This is a genomic window from Dryocola boscaweniae, assembly GCF_025215095.1.
GTDB lineage: Bacteria > Pseudomonadota > Gammaproteobacteria > Enterobacterales > Enterobacteriaceae > Dryocola > Dryocola boscaweniae.
Genome location: NZ_JALHAP010000076.1, coordinates 47,371 through 70,930, shown reverse-complemented (window position 1 = coordinate 70,930; position 23,560 = coordinate 47,371). Strand labels below are relative to the sequence as shown.

Annotated in this window: 23 protein-coding genes; 15 read left to right on the top strand and 8 right to left on the bottom strand. The window is 54.1% G+C overall.

All coding sequences use genetic code 11. The features are described 5' to 3' along the window. Nucleotides 1–25: 25 nt before the first annotated feature. Nucleotides 26–592: an acetate uptake transporter gene (satP, locus tag MUA00_RS08545; protein ID WP_271122676.1), complete on the bottom strand. Its 567-nt coding sequence runs from the start codon at nucleotides 590–592 to the stop codon at nucleotides 26–28. Between the two features lie 300 nt (nucleotides 593–892). Here satP and dnaK point away from each other — a divergent pair, with 300 nt between their 5' ends. From dnaK to nhaR, 4 genes are all read left to right on the top strand, one after another. Then, complete coding sequence (gene dnaK / locus MUA00_RS08540; protein WP_271122675.1) at nucleotides 893–2,809, top strand: molecular chaperone DnaK; 1,917 nt, start codon at nucleotides 893–895, stop codon at nucleotides 2,807–2,809. An 84-nt stretch (nucleotides 2,810–2,893) separates the two neighbouring features. After that, nucleotides 2,894–4,036: a molecular chaperone DnaJ gene (dnaJ, locus tag MUA00_RS08535; protein ID WP_271122674.1), complete on the top strand. Its 1,143-nt coding sequence runs from the start codon at nucleotides 2,894–2,896 to the stop codon at nucleotides 4,034–4,036. 213 nt (nucleotides 4,037–4,249) lie between these two features. Then, on the top strand, nucleotides 4,250–5,428 hold the full coding sequence (nhaA, locus tag MUA00_RS08530; protein WP_271122673.1) for a Na+/H+ antiporter NhaA: 1,179 nt from the start codon (nucleotides 4,250–4,252) through the stop codon (nucleotides 5,426–5,428). Between the two features lie 65 nt (nucleotides 5,429–5,493). Continuing rightward, the gene (gene nhaR, locus MUA00_RS08525; RefSeq protein WP_271122672.1) at nucleotides 5,494–6,381 is read left to right on the top strand and encodes a transcriptional activator NhaR; all 888 of its coding nucleotides are present in this window, start codon (nucleotides 5,494–5,496) and stop codon (nucleotides 6,379–6,381) included. A gap of 68 nt (nucleotides 6,382–6,449) precedes the next feature. Here the strand turns inward: nhaR and rpsT are convergent, their stop codons facing one another. Further along, complete coding sequence (gene rpsT, locus MUA00_RS08520) at nucleotides 6,450–6,713, bottom strand: 30S ribosomal protein S20 (protein WP_271122671.1); 264 nt, start codon at nucleotides 6,711–6,713, stop codon at nucleotides 6,450–6,452. A 327-nt stretch (nucleotides 6,714–7,040) separates the two neighbouring features. Here rpsT and ribF point away from each other — a divergent pair, with 327 nt between their 5' ends. The 6 genes from ribF (at nucleotide 7,041) to rihC (ending at nucleotide 13,731) form a co-directional block, all read left to right on the top strand. Continuing rightward, the gene (gene ribF / locus MUA00_RS08515) at nucleotides 7,041–7,973 is read left to right on the top strand and encodes a bifunctional riboflavin kinase/FAD synthetase (RefSeq protein ID WP_271122670.1); all 933 of its coding nucleotides are present in this window, start codon (nucleotides 7,041–7,043) and stop codon (nucleotides 7,971–7,973) included. Between the two features lie 40 nt (nucleotides 7,974–8,013). Further along, nucleotides 8,014–10,830, top strand: a complete 2,817-nt coding sequence (gene ileS, locus MUA00_RS08510; RefSeq protein ID WP_271122669.1) for an isoleucine--tRNA ligase — start codon at nucleotides 8,014–8,016, stop codon at nucleotides 10,828–10,830. Next, nucleotides 10,830–11,336: a signal peptidase II gene (lspA, locus tag MUA00_RS08505; protein WP_271122668.1), complete on the top strand. Its 507-nt coding sequence runs from the start codon at nucleotides 10,830–10,832 to the stop codon at nucleotides 11,334–11,336. Before ileS ends, lspA begins: the two co-directional genes overlap by 1 nt. 3 nt (nucleotides 11,337–11,339) lie before the next feature. Continuing rightward, nucleotides 11,340–11,810: an FKBP-type peptidyl-prolyl cis-trans isomerase gene (fkpB, locus tag MUA00_RS08500; protein WP_271122667.1), complete on the top strand. Its 471-nt coding sequence runs from the start codon at nucleotides 11,340–11,342 to the stop codon at nucleotides 11,808–11,810. Beyond that, a complete protein-coding gene (ispH, locus tag MUA00_RS08495; protein ID WP_271122666.1) occupies nucleotides 11,791–12,741 on the top strand; it encodes a 4-hydroxy-3-methylbut-2-enyl diphosphate reductase in 951 nt (316 codons plus the stop codon). The genes fkpB and ispH overlap by 20 nt, the downstream gene beginning before the upstream one ends. Before the next feature lie 72 nt (nucleotides 12,742–12,813). Further along, nucleotides 12,814–13,731, top strand: coding sequence for a ribonucleoside hydrolase RihC (rihC, locus tag MUA00_RS08490; protein ID WP_271122665.1), 918 nt, complete (start codon nucleotides 12,814–12,816; stop codon nucleotides 13,729–13,731). On the opposite strand, the gene MUA00_RS08485 is transcribed toward rihC, so the two are convergent. Continuing rightward, nucleotides 13,728–14,642: a LysR family transcriptional regulator gene (locus MUA00_RS08485; RefSeq protein WP_271122664.1), complete on the bottom strand. Its 915-nt coding sequence runs from the start codon at nucleotides 14,640–14,642 to the stop codon at nucleotides 13,728–13,730. The genes rihC and MUA00_RS08485 overlap by 4 nt on opposite strands. A gap of 91 nt (nucleotides 14,643–14,733) precedes the next feature. Between MUA00_RS08485 and MUA00_RS08480 the strand changes: the two genes are divergently transcribed. The 3 genes from MUA00_RS08480 to MUA00_RS08470 all read left to right on the top strand — a co-directional run bounded on the left by MUA00_RS08480 (nucleotide 14,734) and on the right by MUA00_RS08470 (nucleotide 16,813). After that, entirely contained in the window at nucleotides 14,734–15,363 is a 630-nt protein-coding gene (locus MUA00_RS08480) for an alanyl-tRNA editing protein (RefSeq protein ID WP_271122663.1), read from the top strand. 111 nt (nucleotides 15,364–15,474) lie between these two features. Beyond that, entirely contained in the window at nucleotides 15,475–16,038 is a 564-nt protein-coding gene (locus MUA00_RS08475; protein ID WP_271122662.1) for a glucose-6-phosphate isomerase family protein, read from the top strand. Then, entirely contained in the window at nucleotides 16,031–16,813 is a 783-nt protein-coding gene (locus MUA00_RS08470; protein ID WP_271122661.1) for a glucose-6-phosphate isomerase family protein, read from the top strand. Before MUA00_RS08475 ends, MUA00_RS08470 begins: the two co-directional genes overlap by 8 nt. Before the next feature lie 81 nt (nucleotides 16,814–16,894). Here the strand turns inward: MUA00_RS08470 and MUA00_RS08465 are convergent, their stop codons facing one another. Genes MUA00_RS08465 through MUA00_RS08445 form a run of 5 tightly spaced genes read right to left on the bottom strand, consistent with a single transcriptional unit; the run spans nucleotide 16,895 to nucleotide 21,198 of the window. After that, nucleotides 16,895–17,710: a PTS system mannose/fructose/sorbose family transporter subunit IID gene (locus MUA00_RS08465; protein ID WP_271122660.1), complete on the bottom strand. Its 816-nt coding sequence runs from the start codon at nucleotides 17,708–17,710 to the stop codon at nucleotides 16,895–16,897. Then, entirely contained in the window at nucleotides 17,710–18,504 is a 795-nt protein-coding gene (locus MUA00_RS08460) for a PTS mannose/fructose/sorbose/N-acetylgalactosamine transporter subunit IIC (protein WP_271122659.1), read from the bottom strand. The genes MUA00_RS08465 and MUA00_RS08460 overlap by 1 nt, the downstream gene beginning before the upstream one ends. A gap of 11 nt (nucleotides 18,505–18,515) precedes the next feature. Continuing rightward, nucleotides 18,516–19,010 carry a PTS system mannose/fructose/N-acetylgalactosamine-transporter subunit IIB gene (locus MUA00_RS08455; protein WP_271122658.1) on the bottom strand — a complete coding sequence of 165 codons (495 nt, stop codon included), beginning with the start codon at nucleotides 19,008–19,010 and terminating at the stop codon, nucleotides 18,516–18,518. 9 nt (nucleotides 19,011–19,019) lie between these two features. After that, nucleotides 19,020–19,448 carry a PTS sugar transporter subunit IIA gene (locus tag MUA00_RS08450; RefSeq protein ID WP_271122657.1) on the bottom strand — a complete coding sequence of 143 codons (429 nt, stop codon included), beginning with the start codon at nucleotides 19,446–19,448 and terminating at the stop codon, nucleotides 19,020–19,022. A gap of 4 nt (nucleotides 19,449–19,452) precedes the next feature. Continuing rightward, entirely contained in the window at nucleotides 19,453–21,198 is a 1,746-nt protein-coding gene (locus MUA00_RS08445; RefSeq protein ID WP_271122656.1) for a class I mannose-6-phosphate isomerase, read from the bottom strand. Nucleotides 21,199–21,394: 196 nt separating this feature from the next. Between MUA00_RS08445 and MUA00_RS08440 the strand changes: the two genes are divergently transcribed. Beyond that, nucleotides 21,395–22,402: a LacI family DNA-binding transcriptional regulator gene (locus MUA00_RS08440; RefSeq protein WP_271122655.1), complete on the top strand. Its 1,008-nt coding sequence runs from the start codon at nucleotides 21,395–21,397 to the stop codon at nucleotides 22,400–22,402. Nucleotides 22,403–22,553: 151 nt separating this feature from the next. Beyond that, on the top strand, nucleotides 22,554–23,375 hold the full coding sequence (gene dapB, locus MUA00_RS08435; protein ID WP_271122654.1) for a 4-hydroxy-tetrahydrodipicolinate reductase: 822 nt from the start codon (nucleotides 22,554–22,556) through the stop codon (nucleotides 23,373–23,375). Nucleotides 23,376–23,560: the final 185 nt, after the last annotated feature.

The window sequence follows — 23,560 nt, the reverse complement described above, 5'->3', positions numbered from 1 at the left end:
ATTGATTTACCGACTGTGACGGCAGTTAATGCTTCTCGCCAATCGGCAGCACGGTGCGGCCAAACTGCTCGTTCAGTACTTCGCCCATTGCCAGATAGATGGCGCTTGCGCCGCAGACCAGACCGACCCAGCCCGCCACGCGAACGATGCCTTCATTGTCGAACAGGTGGCCAACAGCCAGCAGGGCAAACAATACGGTCAGGCTGGCAAACACGAACTGCAGCATACACGCGGAACGCAGCGTGCCGAAGAACATAAACAGGGTGAATACGCCCCACAGGCCAAGGTATGCGCCAAGGAAGTGTGCGTTCGCGGCATCCGCCAGACCCATCTTAGGCATGATCAGAATGGCGACCAGAGTCAGCCAGAAAGAGCCATAAGAGGTGAAGGCGGTTAAGCCGAAGGTGTTCCCTTTTTTAAATTCCAGCAGGCCCGCAAAAATCTGGGCAATACCGCCATAAAAAATGCCCATAGCAAGGATGTTGACATCCATCGGGAAAATACCAGCGTTGTGCAGGTTGAGCAGAAGGGTGGTCATGCCGAAGCCCATTAAGCCCAGGGGAGCGGGGTTAGCCAACTTAGTGTTGCCCATAGTTCCTCTAAAAAATTCATCTGAAATGTAGTGTGTATTAAGGCCGCGCATCCGTTAAAGGGCTGCGGGGCGCGGCATCATAATCAGGTGTCTGACAGGAGTCCATGATCTAAACAGGTGTGAAGATGAAAATTTTTTTTTGCTTTGCCCCTTGATGGCGGACAAGCCGACCCCATCTTGTATCCAACCGCAGTTGGCGGACCTGGAAAAAAACATGTTTGGGCAGTTGAAACACGCTTGTTTGCCCGCATAACAGGTTCACAACCACATGACGAACAAATTTTAAGTGGAGACGTTTAGATGGGTAAAATTATTGGTATCGACCTGGGTACAACCAACTCTTGTGTAGCAATCATGGATGGCACCACGGCACGCGTGCTGGAAAACGCCGAAGGCGATCGCACCACGCCTTCCATCATCGCATATACCCAGGATGGCGAAACTCTGGTAGGTCAGCCGGCTAAACGTCAGGCAGTGACGAACCCGCAGAACACCCTGTTCGCGATCAAGCGCCTGATTGGCCGTCGTTTCCAGGACGAAGAAGTGCAGCGCGACGAAGCCATTATGCCGTACAAAATTATCGGCGCTGATAACGGCGATGCTTGGATTGACGTAAAAGGTCAGAAAATGGCGCCTCCGCAGATCTCTGCTGAAGTGCTGAAAAAAATGAAGAAAACGGCTGAAGATTACCTGGGCGAGCCGGTAACTGAAGCGGTTATCACCGTACCTGCCTACTTCAACGACGCACAGCGTCAGGCAACTAAAGACGCCGGTCGTATCGCAGGTCTGGAAGTAAAACGTATCATCAACGAACCAACCGCCGCGGCGCTGGCCTACGGTCTGGATAAAGAAGTCGGCAACCGTACTATCGCGGTTTACGACCTGGGTGGTGGTACTTTCGATATTTCTATCATCGAAATCGATGAAGTTGACGGCGAGAAAACCTTTGAAGTTCTGGCGACCAACGGTGATACCCACCTGGGCGGCGAAGACTTCGACAGCCGTCTGATCAACTATCTGGTAGAAGAGTTCAAGAAAGATCAGGGCATCGATCTGCGTAACGATCCGCTGGCGATGCAACGTCTGAAAGAAGCTGCAGAAAAAGCGAAAATTGAACTGTCTTCTGCACAGCAGACCGACGTGAACCTGCCGTACATCACAGCAGATGCGACCGGTCCAAAACACATGAACATCAAAGTGACTCGCGCGAAACTGGAATCCCTGGTCGAAGACCTGGTAAACCGTTCTATCGAGCCGCTGAAAGTTGCGCTGCAGGATGCTGGCCTGTCCGTATCCGATATTCAGGACGTCATCCTGGTCGGTGGTCAGACTCGTATGCCAATGGTGCAGAAAAAAGTTGCTGAGTTCTTTGGTAAAGAGCCGCGTAAAGACGTTAACCCGGACGAAGCCGTTGCTATCGGCGCTGCGGTTCAGGGCGGTGTATTAACGGGCGAAGTGAAAGACGTGCTGCTGCTGGACGTTACCCCGCTGTCTCTGGGTATCGAAACCATGGGCGGCGTGATGACTGCGCTCATCAACAAAAACACCACTATCCCGACCAAGCACAGCCAGGTGTTCTCTACCGCTGAAGACAACCAGTCTGCGGTAACCATCCATGTGATTCAGGGTGAACGTAAGCGTGCGTCTGATAACAAATCTCTGGGTCAGTTCAACCTGGATGGTATCAGCCCGGCACCGCGCGGCATGCCGCAGATCGAAGTAACGTTCGATATCGATGCCGATGGTATCCTGCACGTTTCCGCAAAAGACAAAAACAGCGGCAAAGAGCAGAAGATCACCATCAAGGCTTCTTCTGGTCTGAACGAAGAAGAAATCCAGAAAATGGTACGCGATGCGGAAGCTAACGCCGAATCTGACCGTAAGTTCGAAGAGCTGGTTCAGACCCGCAACCAGGGCGACCATTTGCTGCACAGCACCCGTAAGCAGGTTGAAGAAGCGGGCGACAAACTGCCGGCTGACGACAAAACTGCTATCGAATCTGCTCTGAGCGCGCTGGAATCTTCTTTGAAAGGCGAAGACAAAGCGGACATCGAAGCGAAAATGCAGGCGCTGGCGCAGGTTTCTCAGAAGCTGATGGAACTGGCTCAGCAGCAGCACGCTGAGCAGCAGGCGGGCAATGCGGCAGACGCGACTAACGCTGGCAAAGACGACGATGTTGTTGACGCTGAGTTCGAAGAAGTTAAAGACAAAAAATAATCGCCCTTTGAGCGGTTTATAACTGGCACGGGCGTAGGAGTTTTCTCCACGCCCGTGCACGCATGTTAGGGGCAGAACAAAGAGATGGCGAAGAAAGACTATTATGAGGTTTTAGGCGTCCCGAAGTCCGCGGACGAGCGTGAAATCAAAAAAGCTTACAAGCGCCTGGCGATGAAATTCCACCCGGACCGTAATCAGGGTGACAAAGAGGCCGAAGGTAAGTTTAAAGAAATCAAAGAAGCTTACGAAATCCTGACCGATGAGCAAAAACGTGCTGCGTATGACCAGTATGGTCACGCTGCGTTTGAGCAGGGCGGCATGGGCGGCGGCGGCTTTAACGGTGGGTTTGGCGGCGGCGGCGCCGATTTCAGCGATATCTTTGGCGATGTATTCGGCGACATCTTTGGCGGTGGTCGTCGTCAACGTGCCGCTCGCGGCGCTGATTTGCGCTACAACATGGATTTATCGCTGGAAGAAGCCGTTCGCGGCGTAACCAAAGAGATCCGCATTCCGACGCTTGAAGAGTGTGATGTTTGCCACGGCAGCGGCGCGAAATCCGGTTCCAAACCGCAGACCTGTCCAACCTGTCACGGCGCAGGCCAGGTGCAGATGCGTCAGGGCTTCTTTACCGTGCAGCAGAGTTGCCCGCACTGTCAGGGTCGCGGCACCATTATTAAAGATCCTTGCAACACCTGTCATGGCCATGGCCGTGTAGAAAAAACCAAAACCCTGTCGGTGAAAATCCCGGCTGGCGTGGATACCGGCGATCGTATTCGTCTGGCGGGTGAAGGTGAAGCAGGTGAACACGGCGCGCCGTCAGGCGATCTGTATGTTCAGGTGCAGGTTAAGCAGCATCCAATCTTTGAACGTGAAGGCAACAACCTTTACTGCGAAGTGCCGATTAACTTTGCTATGGCAGCGCTGGGCGGTGAGATTGAAGTGCCGACGCTTGATGGCCGCGTGAACCTGAAAGTACCGGGCGAAACTCAAACCGGCAAGCTGTTCAGAATGCGCGGCAAAGGGGTGAAATCCGTACGTGGCGGTGCGCAGGGCGATCTGCTGTGCCGCGTCGTAGTGGAAACGCCTGTCAGCCTGAATGAAAAACAGAAGCAGCTTTTACGCGATCTGGAAGAAAGCTTTGGCGGACCAAGCGGTGAGAAAAACAGCCCGCGTTCCAAAAGCTTCTTTGATGGCGTGAAAAGATTCTTTGATGATTTGACCAAATAAATCATCCGGTTGGGCATGAAAATTAAAACCTGAATCGGGTCATTTCGGTTCAGGTTTTTTATTTTCGACGCGGGCAAACAACTACTCTGTTTTAATTCGTTTTTACCGAGCTATTTTTGCTATATAACCTGCTTTTATCGAAGTATTACAACTGTTATTTTGACGACCTCGTAGGGGCTTATTGTTTACGCTGCTTACATCCAGGATGAAAAAATGACGAAAACACTACAAAGATTTTTCCATGGCGATGCCGCAAGCGGCATCCTGTTAATTATCGCCGCTTCCATGGCGATGGTTTTGGCTAACCTCGATTTCACCAGCGGCTTTTATCAGGCATTTTTAGAAACGCCTGTCGAAGTGCGCATTGGCTCTCTGGACATCAGCAAAAACCTGCTGCTGTGGGTGAATGATGCCTTAATGGCTATCTTCTTCTTGATGATTGGCCTTGAGGTGAAACGTGAACTGGTTGAAGGATCTCTGGCAAGCTGCCGCCAGGCTGCTCTCCCGATGATCGCAGCGCTTGGAGGAATGCTTGTTCCCGCCGCCATCTATTTGATCTTCAACTATCAGGATCCTATCACCCGTGAGGGCTGGGCCATTCCGGCTGCAACGGATATCGCCTTTGCGCTGGGGATTCTGGCGCTGTTGGGCAACCGGGTGCCGGTTGCTTTGAAGGTCTTTCTGATGGCGTTAGCCATTATTGATGATCTTGGCGCCATCATTATTATTGCCCTGTTTTATACAAGCGATCTCTCTTTGCTTTCGCTGGCCGTAGCCGCGGGCGCGATTGCGGTACTGGCCTTGCTGAACATCTGCAACGTCCGTCGTACCGGCTTGTATATACTTGTAGGCCTTGTGCTGTGGACTGCCGTACTGAAGTCCGGCGTTCATGCAACGCTTGCCGGAGTGATCATTGGTTTCCTCATTCCGCTGAGAGAAAAAGCGGGGCGATCGCCCGCCCGCGCGCTGGAGCATGTGCTGCATCCCTGGGTGGCGTTCTTAATTCTGCCGCTGTTCGCCTTTGCCAATGCCGGCGTATCCTTACATGGCGTGACGCTTGAAGGATTAACGTCGCTGCTGCCGATGGGCATCGTTGCCGGCCTGTTTATTGGCAAACCGCTGGGCATCAGCTTGTTCTGCTGGGCCGCATTGAAGCTCAGGCTGGCGAGCCTGCCTGAGGGAACAACGGGTAAAGACATTATGGCCGTGGGCGTGCTGTGCGGGATCGGCTTTACTATGTCGATCTTCATCGCTTCGCTTGCCTTTGGCAGCGTCGACCCCGCACTTATCACCTGGGCGAAACTCGGCATCCTTATGGGATCGCTGCTTTCCGCCGTGGTGGGCTACAGTATGCTGAGGAAGCGTTTTTCCTCAGGGGTGCAACAACACTAATTTTCACCGCTGACGGCGTAAAACCGCCGTCAGCCAATGGATAATCTCTCAGGGAGTGAAAGCGCGTGTCTCATATCAATTACAACCATCTCTACTATTTCTGGCATGTCTGTAAAGAAGGCTCCGTGGTGGGCGCCGCGGAAGCGCTGTATCTGACGCCGCAAACTATCACCGGTCAGATAAAAGCGCTGGAAGAGCGTCTGGACGGCAAGTTGTTTAAGCGCAAAGGGCGAGGGCTTGAGCCTTCCGAGCTGGGGCAACTGGTATTCCGTTATGCGGACCGCATGTTCACGCTAAGCCAGGAAATGTTGGATATCGTCAACTACCGCAAAGACTCCAGCCTGCTGTTCGACGTTGGAATTGCCGATGCGCTCTCCAAACGGCTGGTGAGCGGCGTGCTGGATGCGGCGGTGGTTGAAGATGAGCAAATTCATCTGCGTTGTTTTGAGTCCACCCACGAAATGCTGTTGGAGCAGCTCAGCCAGCACAAGCTGGACATGATTATTTCCGACTGCCCCATTGATTCAACGCAGCAGGAAGGCCTGTTCTCCGTCAAGATTGGCGAGTGCGGGATCAGTTTCTGGTGTCAGAACCCGCTACCGGATTTACCGTTCCCGGCCTGCCTTGAAACAAGACGTTTACTGATCCCGGGCCGCCGTTCAATGCTTGGACGTAAAATCCTTAACTGGATTAACGGACAGGGCCTGAAGGTGGAAATACTCGGCGAGTTTGACGATGCTGCGCTGATGAAAGCTTTTGGCGCCGCGCACAACGCTATTTTTGTTGCGCCTACGCTTTATGGAAAGGACATCTACAACGATAACAACATTGTTGAGATCGGGCGGATTGAGCATGTGATGGAAGAATATCACGCCATTTTTGCAGAACGCATGATCCAGCACCCGGCGGTGCGGCGCGTGTGTAACAGAGATTATTCGGCGCTTTTTAAGTAAGCGGCAAATTTCAGGCATAAAAAAACCGGCGTGAGCCGGTTTTTTTCAAGCTGACAACAAAAAAGCGATTAAGCCAGTTTGTTGATTTGCGCAGCAAGGTTAGCCTTATGACGCGCAGCTTTGTTTTTGTGGATCAGACCTTTGCTAGCCTGACGATCCACGATTGGTTGCATTTCGTTAAATGCTTTCTGTGCAGCAGCTTTGTCGCCAGTTTCAATCGCTGCGTATACTTTCTTGATGAAAGTACGCATCATAGAGCGACGGCTTGCGTTGTGCTTACGAGCCTTTTCAGACTGTACAGCACGTTTCTTAGCTGATTTGATATTAGCCAAGGTCCAACTCCCAAATATGATCTATGTGGACAATTCAAAGGCCGAGGAATATGCCCGGTTAGCCTTCTTTTGTCAATGGATTTGTGCAAATAAGCGCCGTTAAACTTACGACACCTCTTACGTTGTGATGGCGCGGATTCTACCAGCTTCACGGGCGCGAATACAGCCTTTCGCTAACAAAATTCGTTCAATGGCGCGCTTGCTTGCTGAAACCGCCCTTCAGCGTAATGAAATCCTTAAAGCTTTATGCCAAAGGGGGCAATCGTTGGTTAACGTTCATCGTGGTAGTTGGTATAATCCGCCGATTTCCACTGTCTTGAGCCAGCCATGAAGCTGATACGCGGCATACATAATTTGCGCCAGAATCACCACGGGTGTGTCCTCACCATTGGTAATTTTGATGGCGTGCATCGAGGCCACAAGTCTCTGCTACAAGGGCTGTGTGCCCAAGGGCGTGCGCGCAATCTTCCGGTAATGGTCATGATCTTCGAGCCCCAGCCGCTTGAGCTTTTTGCCGCCGGTAAATCTCCCGCACGCCTGACAAGGCTGCGCGAGAAGCTGCGTTATCTGGCCGAGTGCGGCGTGGATTACGTGCTTTGCGTCCGGTTCGACCGGCGCTTTGCCGCGCTGACGGCGCAAAACTTCGTCAGCGATCTGCTGGTTGACCGCCTCGGGGTGAAGTTTCTCGCCGTCGGGGATGATTTCCGCTTTGGCGCTGGTCGCCAGGGGGATTTCTTGTTATTACAGAAAGCTGGACTGGAATACGGCTTTGAAGTCGCCAACACGCAGACATTTTGTGAAGGCGGCGTGCGCATCAGCAGCACGGCGGTTCGCCAGGCGCTGGCTGATGACAACCTTGAGCAGGCCCAAAGCCTGCTAGGGCATCCGTTTATCATCTCAGGACGTGTCGTTCACGGTGATGAACTGGGGCGCACCATCGGCTTTCCGACGGCGAATATACCGCTGCGTCGTCAGGTTTCCCCGGTTAAAGGGGTCTTCGCGGTAGAAGTAGCTGGCCTCGGCGACAGGCTGCTTCCTGGCGTAGCCAACATCGGCACTCGTCCAACGGTTGCGGGGATGCGCCAGCAGTTAGAAGTCCATTTGCTCGACGTTGCAATGGACCTGTATGGGCGCCATATAGATGTGGTGCTGCGTAAAAAAATACGCAATGAACAGCGTTTTGCCTCCCTTGATGAACTCAAGGCGCAAATCGCAAAAGACGTGGTAACAGCCCGCGAGTTTTTCGGGTCAAACGCCTGAGCAGACTTTCCTCAAACCGAAATACGGAACCGAGAATCTAATGAGTGACTTTAAATCTACCCTGAACTTGCCGGAAACAGGGTTCCCGATGCGTGGCGATCTCGCCAAACGCGAACCGGGCATGCTGGCGCGCTGGAACGGTGATGACCTGTACGGCATCATCCGCAATGCAAAAAAAGGCAAAAAATCCTTCATTCTGCATGATGGCCCTCCCTACGCGAACGGCAGCATTCATATTGGTCACTCGGTTAACAAGATTCTGAAAGACATTATCGTGAAGTCCAAAGGGCTTTCCGGTTTTGATTCTCCTTATGTTCCGGGTTGGGACTGCCACGGCCTGCCAATCGAGCTGAAAGTAGAACAGCTAATCGGCAAGCCTGGCGAGAAAGTCACCGCTGCGGAGTTCCGCGCGGAATGCCGTAAATACGCGGCAGAGCAGGTTGACGGACAGCGCGCGGACTTCATCCGTCTGGGCGTGCTGGGGGACTGGTCACGTCCGTACCTGACCATGGATTTCAACACCGAAGCGAACATTATCCGTGCGCTCGGGAAAATCATCGGTAACGGCCACCTGCATAAAGGGGCTAAGCCGGTGCACTGGTGCGTCGACTGCCGTTCAGCGCTGGCTGAAGCGGAAGTGGAGTACTACGACAAAACTTCTCCATCCATCTTCGTTAACTTCCAGGCCGTTGATGCCGATGCGGTGAAAGCCAAATTTGGCGCAACGCAGGTTAACGGCCCGGTTTCGATGGTTATCTGGACCACCACTCCGTGGACGCTGCCGGCTAACCGTGCCGTTTCCCTGAATGCTGAATTCGAGTATGTGCTGGCGCAGGTTGCGGGCCAGGCGCTGATCGTGGCGAAAGATCTGCTCGAAAGCGTAATGAAGAGCGCGGCTATCGATGACTGGCAGGTTCTGGGCACCGCGAAGGGCGCCGACCTGGAGTTGATGCGCTTTAAACATCCGTTCCTGGATTTCGACGTGCCGGCAATTCTGGGCGAGCACGTTACTCTGGATGCCGGTACTGGCGCGGTACATACCGCTGGTGGCCATGGTCCGGACGACTTCGTTATCAGCCAGAAATACGGTCTGGAAATCGCTAACCCGGTGGGGCCGGACGGCTGCTATCTGCCTGGCACCTATGAAGGTCTGGACGGCGTTCAGGTCTTCAAAGCCAACGATCTGATCGTTAACATCCTGCGCGATAAAGGCGTTCTGCTGCACGTTGAAAAGCTGCTGCACAGCTATCCGCACTGCTGGCGCCACAAAACGCCGATCATTTTCCGCGCCACTCCTCAGTGGTTCATCAGCATGGATCAAAAAGGCCTGCGCGAGCAGTCTTTAAAAGAGATCAAAAGCGTGCAGTGGATCCCTGATTGGGGCCAGGCGCGTATCGAATCCATGGTGGCTAACCGTCCGGACTGGTGTATTTCTCGTCAGCGCACCTGGGGCGTGCCGATGTCTCTGTTCGTGCATAAAGAGACAGAAGAGCTGCATCCGCGTACGCTGGAGCTGATGGAAGAAGTTGCTAAGCGCGTAGAACAAGACGGCATCCAGGCGTGGTGGGATCTCGACCCGCGCGACATCATGGGTGACGACGCCGACAACTACACGAAGGTGCCGGATACGCTGGACGTGTGGTTCGACTCCGGTTCAACGCACTCATCCGTAGTCGACGTTCGCCCGGAGTTTGGCGGCCATGCGGCAGATATGTATCTTGAAGGGTCGGATCAGCATCGCGGCTGGTTCATGTCTTCTCTGATGATTTCTACGGCGATGAAAGGCAAAGCGCCTTACCGCCAGGTACTGACCCACGGCTTTACCGTCGATGGTCAGGGCCGCAAAATGTCCAAATCCATCGGTAATACCGTTTCCCCGCAGGATGTCATGAACAAACTGGGCGCGGATATCCTGCGTCTGTGGGTCGCTTCCACCGATTACACCGGCGAAATGGCGGTTTCCGACGAAATCCTCAAGCGCGCCGCTGATTCTTATCGCCGTATCCGTAACACCGCGCGTTTCCTGCTGGCGAACCTGAACGGGTTTAATCCGCAAACAGACATGGTGAAACCGGAAGAGATGGTGACCCTGGATCGTTGGGCCGTTGGCTGCGCGCAAGAAGCGCAGGCGGATATCCTGGCTTCCTATGAGAGCTATGATTTCCACGAAGTAGTCCAGCGCCTGATGCGCTTCTGCTCCGTAGAAATGGGCTCGTTCTACCTCGACATTATCAAAGACCGCCAGTACACCGCGAAAGCGGACAGCGTCGCGCGTCGTAGCTGCCAGACCGCGCTGTTCCATATCGCAGAAGCGCTGGTTCGCTGGATGGCGCCGATCATGTCCTTCACCGCGGATGAAATCTGGGGTTATCTGCCGGGTAAACGCGAGCAATACGTCTTTACCGGCGAGTGGTACGAAGGTCTGTTTGGACTTGCTGATAGCGAAGCGATGAACAATGAATACTGGGATACCTTGCTGACCGTACGTGGCGAAGTAAACAAAGTCATCGAACAGGCGCGAGCTGATAAGCGTGTTGGCGGTTCTCTGGAAGCTGCAGTGACGCTGTACGCGGATAGCGAACTGGCCGCGAAGCTAAACAGCCTCGGCGAAGAATTACGATTCGTCCTGTTGACCTCTGAAGCCGAAGTTGCGGATTATGCGCAGGCGACGGAAGACGCTCAGCCAAGTGAAATCGTTAAAGGCCTGAAAATCGCCTTGCGCAAAGCCGACGGTGAAAAATGCCCGCGTTGCTGGCATTACACCAAAGACGTCGGTCAGGTAGCGGAACATGCAGAGCTCTGCGGCCGCTGTGTAGTCAACGTAGCCGGCGACGGCGAAAAGCGTAAATTTGCCTGATGAGTAAACCGATTCTTTCTACCGGCTTGCGCTGGCTGTGGCTGGTGGTCGTGGTATTAATCATCGACCTTGGCAGCAAGTACCTTATCCTCCAGCATTTTATGCTGGGGGATACCGTATCGCTGTTCCCGTCGCTGAACCTGCACTACGCCCGTAACTACGGCGCGGCGTTTAGCTTCCTGGCCGACAAAGGCGGCTGGCAGCGCTGGTTCTTCGCGGGTATCGCTATTGGTATCTGCGTAGTGCTGGCGGTGCTGATGTATCGCGCCAAAGCAAGCCAGAAGCTCAATAATATCGCCTATGCTTTAATTATTGGCGGCGCGCTGGGTAATTTGTTTGACAGGCTATGGCACGGTTTTGTCGTTGATATGATCGATTTCTATGTCGGCGACTGGCACTTTGCCACCTTCAATCTGGCCGATACGGCAATTTGTATCGGCGCGGCGCTGATTGTGCTGGAGGGATTCTTTGTTTCCTCCGACAAGCCCGCAAAGCAAAAAGGGTAAATAATGGCTGAATCTATACAGGCCAACAGCAGAGTCCTGGTGCATTTCACGCTGAAACTCGAAGATGGTTCCACCGCTGAGTCCACCCGTAATAACGGTAAACCGGCGCTCTTCACGCTTGGCGATGAAACGCTGTCGCCGGGCCTGGAAGATCGGCTTGTGGGGTTAAAAGCTGGCGATAAGAAGGCCTTTTCGCTGGCGCCTGAATCAGCGTTTGGGATCCCAAGCCCGGATATGATCCAGTATTTCTCTCGTCGTGAGTTCGTCGACGCGGGCGAGCCTGAACCGGGCGCGATTATGCTTTTCACCGCTTTGGATGGCAGCGAGATGCCGGGCGTCGTGCGTGAAGTAAACGGGGATTCCATCACCGTTGACTTTAATCACCCGCTCGCCGGGCAAACCATTCATTTTGATATCGAAGTACTGGAAGTTAACCCGGTACTGGAGGCGTTGAATGCAGATCCTGTTGGCTAACCCACGCGGCTTTTGTGCCGGGGTCGACCGCGCTATCAGCATTGTGGAAAACGCGCTGGCTATATACGGCGCGCCAATTTATGTCCGTCACGAGGTGGTGCATAACCGCTATGTGGTAGACAGTCTGCGCGAACGCGGCGCGATTTTCATTGAGCAAATCAGCGAAGTGCCGGACGGCGCGATTCTGATTTTCTCAGCGCATGGCGTTTCCCAGGCGGTGCGCAACGAAGCAAAAGGCCGTGATTTAACGGTCTTTGATGCGACTTGCCCGCTGGTGACCAAAGTGCATATGGAAGTGGCGCGCGCAAGCCGCCGTGGTGAAGAGTCCATTCTGATTGGTCACGCAGGCCACCCGGAAGTGGAAGGCACTATGGGCCAGTACAGCAACCCGAAAGGGGGAATGTACCTGGTTGAATCGCCGGAAGACGTCAGCAAGCTGGATGTGAAAGACGAATCCAGGCTTTCGTTTATGACGCAGACCACGCTCTCTGTTGATGACACTTCCGATGTGATTGACGCGCTGCGTAATCGCTTTCCGAAAATCATTGGTCCGCGCAAAGACGACATTTGTTACGCCACCACCAACCGTCAGGAAGCCGTGCGCGCGCTGGCTGATGAGGCGGACGTGGTGCTGGTCGTTGGGTCGAAAAACTCGTCCAACTCCAATCGCCTGGCTGAACTTGCACAACGTATGGGTAAATCGGCCTATCTGATTGATGACGCCGGGGATATCCAGGAAGGTTGGGTAAAAGAAGCGAAATGCGTTGGCGTCACGGCCGGAGCGTCCGCACCTGATATCCTGGTGCAAAACGTGCTTGCCCGTCTGCGCGAGCTGGGCGGTAGCGAAACCCGTGAACTGACAGGACGCGAAGAAAACATCGTCTTTGAAGTGCCGCGCGAGCTGCGTATGGATGTTCGTGAAGTAGAGTAACGCAAGCCGTTAACGAAAATGAGAAGATGCCAGCCGGGTTAAACCGTCTGGCATTTTTTTATGGAGAAAAGCATGAGCAGAACCCCAGTCATTCTTGATACCGATCCCGGTATCGACGACGCGGTGGCGATTGCCGCCGCGCTTTTTGCGCCGCAGCTTGATTTGAAGCTAATCACCACCGTTGCCGGCAATGTTTCGGTAGAAAAAACCACGCGTAATGCGCTGCAGCTCATGCATTTCTGGCAGAAAAATATCCCCGTTGCACAAGGCGCCGCCACGCCGCTGGTGCGTAAGCTGCGCGATGCCGCTTATGTTCACGGCGAGTCCGGGATGGAAGGCTACGCTTTCGTTGAGCATTCGCGTAAACCGCTCGCGGTGCCCGCTTTCGAAGCGATTTATCAATACCTTAGCAGCAACGCCGACCCCGTTACGCTGGTCACCATCGGCCCGCTGACCAACATCGCGCTGCTGTTAACGCAATATCCGGACAGCAGGAATAAAATAAAAAGACTGGTAATGATGGGCGGCTCTGCCGGACGGGGCAACTTCACCCCAAACGCCGAATTTAATATTGCGATCGATCCTGAGGCGGCGGCACGCGTTTTTGAAAGCGGGCTGGAAATCGTCATGTGCGGGCTGGACGTCACCAACCGAGCGATGCTTAGCCCGCAGTATTTGCAGCAACTTCCGCTGAAAAATCAAACCGGGAAAATGCTTCATGCATTATTCAGCCATTATCGCAGCGGCAGCATGACAACCGGTCTGCGAATGCATGACCTGTGCGCGATTGCCTGGCTTGTAAAACCTGAACTCTTTACCACTCAACCCTGCTTTGTGGCGGTGGAGACTCAGGGGACTTATACCTCCGGGACCACGGTGGTGGATATTGAAGGAAGGCTGGGCCGGGCGGCTAATACCCAGGTGGCGCTGGATATTGATGTTCCGGGCTTTCAACAATGGGTCGCCGACGTGCTGGCGCTGGCTCCTTAAGAACCGGCGGGCAACGCGGTCATTTTCTCGCTGAGATAATTAATCATCACCCGCATGCGGGCGGGCATATGTTTATTACGCGTCCACAGCAGCCACAGCTCGCCGGAGTAGGTGCTGATAAACTCCCATTCGGGTAATACCTGAACGATCTCGCCCGTCTCCAGCGCTTCGCGGGCGGTGAATAGCGGCAGGCTGCCGATACCGAGATGGCGTTTTACCACATCCAGCCGCACGCCGGTATGGTTTGCCGCATACCGGCCATGTGTCTGAATAGTTTCCGTTTTACCTTGCTGACAGAATTTCCAGCGCGAGTCGGCAGGCGTTTCGCCCAGGCTGATACAGCTATGCGCGCGTAAATCCCGTGGCTCTTTCGGCGTGCCATGCCGTTCTATATATTCTGGCGTTGCGCAGATAATATGCGTGACGGGCATCAGCGGCTTGCCGTAGAGCCCTGGCGAAGGAGTATTGGTGATACGCAGCGCCAGATCCACGCCGTCATCAATCAAATCCATATAGCGATCTTCCAGACGCAGGCAAACATCCACCTGCGGATTGCGCGCCAGAAATTCAGGCATAAGCGGATGGATAACGAACCGGCCAACCGCTTTTGGGACGCTGAGCGTCAGCCTGCCCTGGGCGACGGTTTGCAGGCTGCTGCCGGAGTCCACCGCCTGCCTGGCGGCTTCCAGCATATCGAGCGCGTGCTCATAAACCGTTTTTCCCGTTTCGCTCAGCGCAAGCTTACGCGTTGTTCGGTGCAGAAGCTTAGCCCCCATTTCGCGCTCAAGCCGCGATACGCTGCGGCTGATGGCGGAGGGCGTCGCGCCGGATGTGCGGGCGGCAGCGGAAAAGCTGCCGTGTTCAACAATCAAAACGAAAGTGGCGAGGTCGGGGAGCAGCGTAGAATTCATTTGTGCTTACCAGGCAAAAGTGCATTGATTATCAGGCGGATTATCTCTGTAAATAATCACAATATACTCTCCTTATCATGAGGAGGACACAATGACTGAACGCCTTTATTACACAAGCGATGAAACAGAAGGGCACGCGCGGGTGACGTGCTGTATAGCCGAGCCAGACGGACGCCATGCGGTTGAGCTGGACAAAACATTATTCCATCCGCAGGGGGGAGGACAACCGGCAGATAAAGGCTGGATTGCTGGCGTACCCGTTGAGGAGGTAGTACAACGCGGCGAAAGCGTGGTGCATATTTTGCCGCAGCCGCTGGAATCAGGTGAAGTGGATGTGCTAGTGAACGCGGCGACCCGCATGCTGCATTCCCGCTGGCATTCCGCCGGGCATCTGATTGGCTATGCCGGGGAACAATACGGCTGGCAGCCGGTTAAGGCGCACCACTGGCCGGGCGAAGGGCGGATCGTCTTTGCCGCCGGGGAATACGCCGCGGTACCCGATGCCGCTGCGTTAACGGAAAAAATCGAACGCTGGCAAACGGACAGGTTGGTTCGCCATATTGAATTTGAAGAGGGTCGGCGCAAAGTACGGTTTGGCGAGCTGTCTGCCTACATGTGTGGCGGTACGCACGTCAGCTCGCTGTCTGAGATTGGCTCCCTTGATATTACCGGCATCAAAGTGAAAAAAGGCCAGCTAATCGTCAATTACGCTATTAAATAATCGCAGGCACAGAGAGTGTGATTGCGATTGCAAAGCAGCAGGCCCGATCTGAGGTTAATCGATTAATCTGCTATCCTTGCCGTGCTGTTCTCCTTGGGCCGGAGAAAATTAATGAGCATATCTGTTAGCACGCCGCCGAGCGTGGCGTTCCTGAACGGTCAGTTTTCGGCTGAAAACGTAATTAAAAAAGTGACGCGCAGTGGAGATCTACGCGGCGTGTTTCACGATGGTGATTCATGGCAGGCAATCTCGCCTGAAACCCCAATTTATGAAGTTGAAATGCTGCGCTCCCCACAGGGTGAAGGAGAGCTGTATGCCGGGGTTACGCATTTACAGCCGGGACGGGTGGGCGATGAGTTTTATATGACCCGAGGGCATTTCCATCAGCGTCGGGAGCAGGGGGAAGTTTACTTTGGGTTAAAAGGCGCCGGCCTGCTGTTGCTGCAAGATGAGAAGGGCGACGCTCGTCTGGAGCGGGTGTCGCCGGGCTCTGTCCATATTATTCCAGGCTTTAGCGCTCATCGTCTTATTAATACCGGAAACGAAATTCTCTCTGCGCTGGCCGTCTGGCCGAGCATTGCCGGGCACGATTATGCGTCGCTGACGCAGGGTTTTGCGTTAAGAGTGGTTGAGCGCGGCGGCAAAGTTCAGGTCAGAGAGGTGCAAAATGGCTGAGCAGCGCTTTGATTTTGGCCTTGATATGACAATCCATCATTCGCCGATGGGATTCAGCTATGGCGAAGAGGTGATGGGTCCGCTGCCGGAGATCCGTAAGCTCGATCAGATCCGGGCCTCGCTGCGCGATCCCCGGTGCGCTGGTCCTGAGGATGTTTATGCCATCGCGATGGACGTCGCCCGCCTTAAAGATCGTGAAGAGCTCAAAAAGCGCATGCTGCTGTTTGGTGTAGTGACTTACGCAAGCGGGCGGCTGGGCGATGAGCCCATCCGTAGCCAGGGCCACATCCATCGCATCAGCGCGCATAGCGGCTGGTCGCCGCCGGAGCTTTACGAAATCTGGCAGGGCAAAGCGATTATCTATATGCAGGAATACGTCGCCGACGATCCGGGGCGCTGTTTTGCCGTCTGCGCGGGACCTGGAGAAAAAGTGCTGGTGCCGCCGGGCTGGGCGCATGCCACTATCTCTGCTTCACCAGAAGAGCCGCTGACCTTTGGTGCCTGGTGCGACAGGGAATACGGGTTTGAATACGATGCGGTGCGGGCATATAAAGGGCTGGCCTGGTATCCGCTATTGCAGGATGAGCATATCGCCTGGCAGCATAACCGGCGTTATATGCCAGGAAGATTACAGGTGGCTTCGCCGCGGCAGTACAGTGAGTTTGGTATTACCGATGAGCCGCTGTATCAGCAGTTTATTGACGATCCGGCACGCTTTCAGTTTATTTCAAAACCGGGAACTGCCGCGCAGAAATGGGTGAATTTTCATCCTTAATGAAAAGGTGGATGGCGCAAGCGCCATCCACCTTACATAACCGTAGGTCGGGTAAGGCGTGAGCCATCACCCGACGCACATTCAGGCAAACAACCCCACCGCCACGCCCGCAGCGGCAAGCGCCAGCAGCATCAACATGGCTTTGACCGGCGATACGCCGCGTTTCGCCATCAGGTACCAGGTGCCAATTACTACGATGAGCGGCAAAAGCTGCGGAAAAATTCCGTCCAGCATTTGTTGCAGGTGGATGTTAACCCCATCTTTTGTGACGAACTCCAGCCCGGTGCCAAGCTTTACATAGCTTGCCGCCACGCCGCCCATAACAAAAACGCCAAGCAGAGAGAGCGCTTCGCGCAGGCGGGTCGATTTGCTGCTGACCAGCATCTCGACGGAGGTCGAACCCATGCGGTAGCCCTTTAAAAACAGGAACCACGAACCGGGAATGATAATCGCAAGCCAGGCAACGCAGTAAAACAGCGGCCCGAGGATATTGCCGCCCGCCGCCAGCGCCATGCCGATACTCAACAAAATAGGAATGAGCATGCCGGGGATCATCGAATCGCCAATTCCGGCCACCGGGCCCATCAGGCCAACCTTCAGGGTATTGATGGTTTCGCCGTCAATCGGCTCGCCGTTAGCGCGTTTTTCCTCAAGCCCCAGCACCATGCCGTTCACAATCGCGCCGAGCTGCGGTTCAGTGTTGTAAAAAGACGCGTGCCGCTTAAGCATCTCTTTGCGTTCCTGAGCGTCCGGATAGAGTTTTTTCGCCACCGGCAGCATGCTCAGACAAAAACCAAAAGATTCAAGACGTTCAAAGCTCATGGAGGAGAGGTTATACATCATCCAGCTCCGCCAGCAGCGCCTGAGATCCTGGCGGGTGAGTTTACGTTCTGCCATCAGAATTCATCCTCGTCATCAGCCGGTTTTGCCGCGCTTGCCGCCTGCGGTTCTGGCTTGTAGTTGTAATGGATAAGCGCCAGCAGGCTGCCTACGATAACCAGCGCCACCATGTTGAGCTTCAGGAAAACAATGCAGATAAAGCCCACCAGGAAGTAAATCAACATGCTGTAGTTTTTAATGATTTGCTTAAGCAGGATGGCTATCCCCACGGCCGGCAAAATGCCGCCAAGTACGTTCATGGTCGCCAGCACGATATGCGGCAGGCTATCCATAAAGGCATTGATGTACTGCGCGCCAAAATAGACGGCGATAAAAGTCGGGATAAAGCGCATCAGGAAGTTAGTGGCCTGCGGCCAGATGGCGCTGTTGAGGTAAACGCCGCGATCGTCGCCTTTTTCCAGCGCGACATCGGCCCGGTGGTTCCACCATGAATTCAGCACCATCATGGCGTTAAACAGCACGGTTCCCGCGATACCGATGGTTGCCGCCAGCGCAACGGCCACTTCCGGCCCTTTGTTGGATAAAATCCCCAGCGCGATTGCCGGAAAAGCGACAAAGTTAAGATCGGCGGGCATTGAACCTCCGGGGGTCACCATCGCGATATAAACCGCCTGCACGGCCACGCCGATGATGATCCCGGTTTGCACATCGCCGAGTATAAAGCCTACCAGCATGCCTGAAACCAGCGGGCGGGTAATCAGATACCAGCCGCCGGTGAGCCCTAATAGCCAGGGGCTACTGAGCGCACCGAGGTAACAGAGAATGCCAATTAATGCAGCTTCAAAAGCCATAATGCTTTCCTCTATTTGATTTTAAGACGCGCGTCCTGCCAGCTATAACAACTGGCGTCCGGCACCAGACGAAACTCAATCTGGTGACCGCGTTGCGACAGAAAATCAAACGCTGCCGCTTCTTCCGGGCTGACCGACTGATTGGGCCCGATGGTGGTGGTTCCGGCGCGGGCGCTCATCGGCCCGACGTTAATTTTGCGATTGGCGTTTTGCAGGCTGACGCCCGCATCTTCAATGCGTTTGAGCGTCACTGGCGATTTGCCTATCACGAAATAATGTTTGTCGCTGGCGATGATTTTCGGCAGCTTCTCAATCGCCGTAGCGGTATCAAACAGCCAGACTTTAATGTCCTGCACCGCCCCTTTCATTACCGACGAAAGCAGCGGGTCGGCGGCAACGGCATCGTCGATGGCGACAATGCCATCGCAAGGCAGCTCTTTTGCCCAGCGGGTCACGAGCTGGCCGTGAATAACCCGGTCGTCAATGCGTACAAAGGAAATGCTCATCGTTGCCCCCTAGAAATCATCAGATTGCGCGGTTTCTGCCAGGCGAGCCTGCACCAGCGTCTCCTGGGTTTGTTCCAGAAGTTGCGCGGCGGCTTGTTCCAGATCCTGCAACTCTTTTATTTCGTCGCTCAGCAGCAGCATGGGGAAGTTCACGCCCGCGAGCACCGCGACAGGCGGTTGCGTTTGCGGATTGAAAGCGTGATGGCAGGCAATATTCCATGGCGTGCCGCTTTGCATATCGCACAGGACGATGACGCCGTCAGCGCCCTTGCTCGCCTGCTTCAGCACCTCTGCGAACTCATCGCGAAAGCTGTTAATGCCTTTGGTTTCGCTGAGCATTACCGGAAAAACGTGCGTTAATTTGCCGTAAACCATTTTGCTGCTGCCCAGCAGAGCTTCAGCAAGCTCGCCGTGTGTCGCCAGAATGACGTTAATCATAGTGTTATCCTCTTACCCAGGCTTTCATGGTGGCGAGCGTTTGTCCTGAGCCGCTGCCATACGGGGAAATGCGGTATTCGCCTACTGCCGCCGGAATGATAAATGTCTCGGCGTAATGCACCACGAACGGTTCGAAAGCGTTTGCCGGGCTGTCCACCAGCGCTTCGCTGCCCTCAACCAGATTGAGCACGTTGACGCCGCCGTGGGTGTGATGCACAACCGGTTTGCTGAACCAGTGACGGCGGGTTTCGATAAATTCGCGTTCGTGCAGGCCGGTGCGTTCTTCACGCCAGCCGTCTCCTTCGGCTATTGGCTCGAAATGGTTGACCAGATGTTCGGTTACCCAGCGGGTATCGCGCTGCCAGTCGATGACTTTTGCGCCATGTTCCAGATGCACCGGGCGTGGCAGACCATCTAAACCCAGACGCCCCCAATCCCAAAGCTTGAAAGTGAAGATATACGGCGTGGCGCTGATTTCGAGCACCATCGCGCCGGCGCCGGAACAGTGCACGGTACCGGCCGGGATCAGGAAGTGATCGTGTTTACGCGCCGGGAAGCGGTTAACGAATTTCTCGTCATCAAACGCTTTTTCTCCACGCCGGGCGCTCGCAAGATCGTCGAGCATTTCCTGAGGATCGATACCTGTTTTCGTGCCCAGATACACCTCTGCGCCCGGTTCGGCTTCCAGCAGGTAATAGCTTTCATCCTGGGTGTAATGCATACCAAAGTGCTGCTGGATATATTCGGTAAGCGGATGCACCTGGAAGCTAAGATTCTGGCCACCAATGGTATCGAGAAAGTCAAAGCGGATCGGGAATTCTGCGCCAAAGCGCGCATGGACTTTTTCACCCAGCAGCGGGCGAGGATAAAGCAATACCAGATCCTGAGAGGGGATCTCGATCCGCACGTCGCCAAAACGCAGTAACAGGCTATTCTCCTCGGGCACACAGTCAAAACACCATGCGTAGTTTGGCTTTGAGGGATCGAGATCAAATTTGTCTTTCATCCATTGTCCGCCCCAGACGCCGGGATCGAAAAACGGCACTACGCGGAACGGCTGCCGCGTGGCTTGTTGCAGGGCGTGATGTAATGCTTCACCGCTGACCATCGCCGGGGCGTTTGCCGTATTGGTATCAAGCAGGAAGTCGGCGCGTTTGAGCAACGGCGTTTTATGGCGGTCAAATACGCGCCATTCAATGAAAAAGGCTCGCTTGTAGCGCCGCAGAATATCTTCGTTTTCGTTATTAGCGCCCCAGTTGCCCATCTCGCCGCTGCGGAAGCGCTGCTGAATTTCCCAGCGCGCTAAATCAGCGTAAACGAGAATGTCGCCCTGATGAATAAGCGAGGCGCCGGGACCGTAAATCACAATAATCCCGCTCGCTTCGTTTACTTCGCGCTGTGCCTGCGCCAGTTTATCGGGGCAGAAAAATTCGTGGAGCTGGTGGCAGGAAAGTACGCCGAACACGCGGTCATCCGTCAGATTTTGCGCCAGAAGATCGTGCAGATGCTGCTCGCTCAAACGGGCCACGTCGGCGTTGATAGCCAGAGCAGGTTTGAGATGCGCAATTAGCTGTGCGCGCAGCTCATCAGCGCGCACGCCGGGATAACAATCGATTGTCAGAACGACTTTTTCCCCGCTCTTCAACCGAGCCTGAATCGCCTGCGCAATGGCTTTCCAGCCAAGCCATGCCTGGTTTTCAAATCCCTTTATGCGTATTTCGGGATATTTATCGTACGTTGCGTGCTTCATAAATGGCTCCCTGATGTCGGTAGTTTAAGATTAATCGATTAACCTTATTTAGAAAGGGTGGTAAACGCGATTAACCCGCCATTTTTGGCAATGAGCGCCGAAATAAGCCATTAATTGTGATGGCTTTCACAGGTGGAAATGCAATTCTTTGGTTATTCGATTAATCTTCTTTATCGGTTTCGTTGGAGGAAAAAAAATGAGCACCGTCACCCTGGCCCAGGTCGCCCAGCGCGCGTCTGTTTCCACCGCAACCGTTTCTATGGTTTTGCGTAACCGAGGGCGGATTTCAAGCGCCACGCGTGAGCGCGTGCTTCTGGCGCTTGATGAACTGGGATACGTTTATAACCAGACCGCAGCAAACCTGCGCAATCGCACCAGCAACCAGGTTGGGCTATTGCTGCATGACATTACCAACCCGTTTTACGGTGAAATGACGGCGGGACTAAGTCAGGAGATGGAACGCCACGATCTGCTGCTGTTTCTGGCAAACAGCGAAGAGTCCGGCGTTCGCCAGCAGAAGTTTGTTGATTCTTTGATGCGTAACAATGCCTGCGGAATGGTGCTGTGCGCGGCACGTGAAACGCCGCCGCTGTTTTTTGAAACGCTCAAGCGTCGCAATATCCCGGCCATAATGGTGGTGCGCCCGCTGGATGACGTAGATTTTGATTTCGTGGGTACGGATAATTTTCTCGGCACACAGCTTGCAACGCAGCATCTTCTGCGGCTCGGACATCGCCATATTGCTTTTATCGGTGGGAGCGAAAATTCTATCAGCCGTGCGCAGCGTATTGGCGGCTACAGCAGCAAACTGCTGGAAAATCGCATTCAGCCAAAGAGCGAGTGGGTTATCTCTTCGGCTGCCAGCCAGAGCGACGGCGCCCGAGTGGCTGAAGCGCTGTTTGAACGTTATCCGGAAATCACCGCCGCGGTTTGTTATCAGGATATTGTGGCGCTTGGCGTTATGCAGACCTTACGCAAAATGGGGCGCATGCCGGGCAAAGATTTTGCGTTGATAGGCTTTGACGATGTTACCGAAGCGGCGCTGGTGCAACCCGCGCTGACAACGGTTTCGGTCGCTGCTAAAGAGATTGGTCGCAAAGCGGGAGAGCTGTTATTCAGCCGTATTCAGGGTAACGATGAACCCCCAAAGCGTATTATCCTGCCGCCAACGCTTGTCGTGCGTGAATCGTGCGGTTTTAAGTAGCCCCTGTTTTTATTGAGGAAATAATAGCTTTTACTGATAACTGCGGCGGTTTGACATAAATTTCTAATTATTGGTGTTTTCGGCTGGCGGCCTTTAGCGGGGCTGGTTAACCTGAGAATGTTTTGTAAGCAGATGACTAAAGAGAGTGAATATGATTGAAGCACAGCTCCGCGTCGCGATTGCGGGCGCGGGCGGTCGTATGGGACGGCAACTTATTCAGGCAGCCCTGCAACTGGAAGGCGTGCAGCCTGGCGCAGCGCTTGAACGCCCGGGTTCATCCTTGCTCGGTAGCGATGCGGGTGAACTGGCCGGCGTTGCGAAAACGGGCGTAATCGTCAGCGACAGCCTGGATGACGTGGTTAACGATTTTGACGTGTTTATCGATTTCACTCGTCCGGAAGGCACGCTGAACCATCTCGCATTTTGCCGTCAGCACGGCAAAGGCATGGTCATCGGCACGACAGGTTTTGACGATGCAGGTAAGCAGGCGATTCGCGATGCGTCGGCGGAGATTCCCATCGTCTTTGCGGCGAATTTCAGCGTAGGCGTGAACGTTATGCTTAAGCTGCTGGAAAAAGCGGCCAAAGTGATGGGCGACTACACTGATATCGAAATTATCGAAGCCCATCACCGCCACAAGGTGGATGCGCCGTCGGGCACCGCGCTGGCAATGGGTGAAGCCATAGCTCAGGCGATGGATAAAGATTTAAAGGATTGCGCGGTCTATTCGCGCGAAGGCTATACCGGTGAACGAGTGCCTGGAACCATTGGTTTTGCGACCGTGCGTGCCGGAGATATTGTCGGTGAGCATACCGCGATGTTTGCCGACATCGGCGAGCGCATTGAAATCAGCCACAAGGCGTCAAGCCGCATGACTTTTGCAAATGGCGCGGTTCGTTCCGCTTTGTGGTTAAAAGACCGAAAAACGGGTCTTTATGATATGCGAGACGTGCTTGATCTCAACAAATTGTAAACGTTATTACCCATCGTGATGTGGTTATTACAATCATAATTGTTTGATTGGCGGGGCAATATTTTATTGCCCTTTTTATTTTTCGCCTTATAGCTACATATCATCTCTAATGCTCCATAAATACCCTTTTTCCCCTCATTTTTTGTTGTTGATACGTTAATTTTGACCATCTGGTCCACTTTTAC

Bases quoted from the DNA above. Each gene is read 5' to 3' on its own strand.
- satP (WP_271122676.1), bottom strand. From the start codon at position 592: ATGGGCAACACTAAGTTGGCTAACCCCGCTCCCCTGGGCTTAATGGGC.
- dnaK (WP_271122675.1), top strand. From the start codon at position 893: ATGGGTAAAATTATTGGTATCGACCTGGGTACAACCAACTCTTGTGTA.
- dnaJ (WP_271122674.1), top strand. From the start codon at position 2,894: ATGGCGAAGAAAGACTATTATGAGGTTTTAGGCGTCCCGAAGTCCGCG.
- nhaA (WP_271122673.1), top strand. From the start codon at position 4,250: ATGACGAAAACACTACAAAGATTTTTCCATGGCGATGCCGCAAGCGGC.
- ribF (WP_271122670.1), top strand. From the start codon at position 7,041: ATGAAGCTGATACGCGGCATACATAATTTGCGCCAGAATCACCACGGG.
- ileS (WP_271122669.1), top strand. From the start codon at position 8,014: ATGAGTGACTTTAAATCTACCCTGAACTTGCCGGAAACAGGGTTCCCG.
- lspA (WP_271122668.1), top strand. From the start codon at position 10,830: ATGAGTAAACCGATTCTTTCTACCGGCTTGCGCTGGCTGTGGCTGGTG.
- fkpB (WP_271122667.1), top strand. From the start codon at position 11,340: ATGGCTGAATCTATACAGGCCAACAGCAGAGTCCTGGTGCATTTCACG.
- ispH (WP_271122666.1), top strand. From the start codon at position 11,791: ATGCAGATCCTGTTGGCTAACCCACGCGGCTTTTGTGCCGGGGTCGAC.
- rihC (WP_271122665.1), top strand. From the start codon at position 12,814: ATGAGCAGAACCCCAGTCATTCTTGATACCGATCCCGGTATCGACGAC.
- MUA00_RS08485 (WP_271122664.1), bottom strand. From the start codon at position 14,642: ATGAATTCTACGCTGCTCCCCGACCTCGCCACTTTCGTTTTGATTGTT.
- MUA00_RS08480 (WP_271122663.1), top strand. From the start codon at position 14,734: ATGACTGAACGCCTTTATTACACAAGCGATGAAACAGAAGGGCACGCG.
- MUA00_RS08475 (WP_271122662.1), top strand. From the start codon at position 15,475: ATGAGCATATCTGTTAGCACGCCGCCGAGCGTGGCGTTCCTGAACGGT.
- MUA00_RS08470 (WP_271122661.1), top strand. From the start codon at position 16,031: ATGGCTGAGCAGCGCTTTGATTTTGGCCTTGATATGACAATCCATCAT.
- MUA00_RS08465 (WP_271122660.1), bottom strand. From the start codon at position 17,710: ATGGCAGAACGTAAACTCACCCGCCAGGATCTCAGGCGCTGCTGGCGG.
- MUA00_RS08460 (WP_271122659.1), bottom strand. From the start codon at position 18,504: ATGGCTTTTGAAGCTGCATTAATTGGCATTCTCTGTTACCTCGGTGCG.
- MUA00_RS08455 (WP_271122658.1), bottom strand. From the start codon at position 19,010: ATGAGCATTTCCTTTGTACGCATTGACGACCGGGTTATTCACGGCCAG.
- MUA00_RS08450 (WP_271122657.1), bottom strand. From the start codon at position 19,448: ATGATTAACGTCATTCTGGCGACACACGGCGAGCTTGCTGAAGCTCTG.
- MUA00_RS08445 (WP_271122656.1), bottom strand. From the start codon at position 21,198: ATGAAGCACGCAACGTACGATAAATATCCCGAAATACGCATAAAGGGA.
- MUA00_RS08440 (WP_271122655.1), top strand. From the start codon at position 21,395: ATGAGCACCGTCACCCTGGCCCAGGTCGCCCAGCGCGCGTCTGTTTCC.
- dapB (WP_271122654.1), top strand. From the start codon at position 22,554: ATGATTGAAGCACAGCTCCGCGTCGCGATTGCGGGCGCGGGCGGTCGT.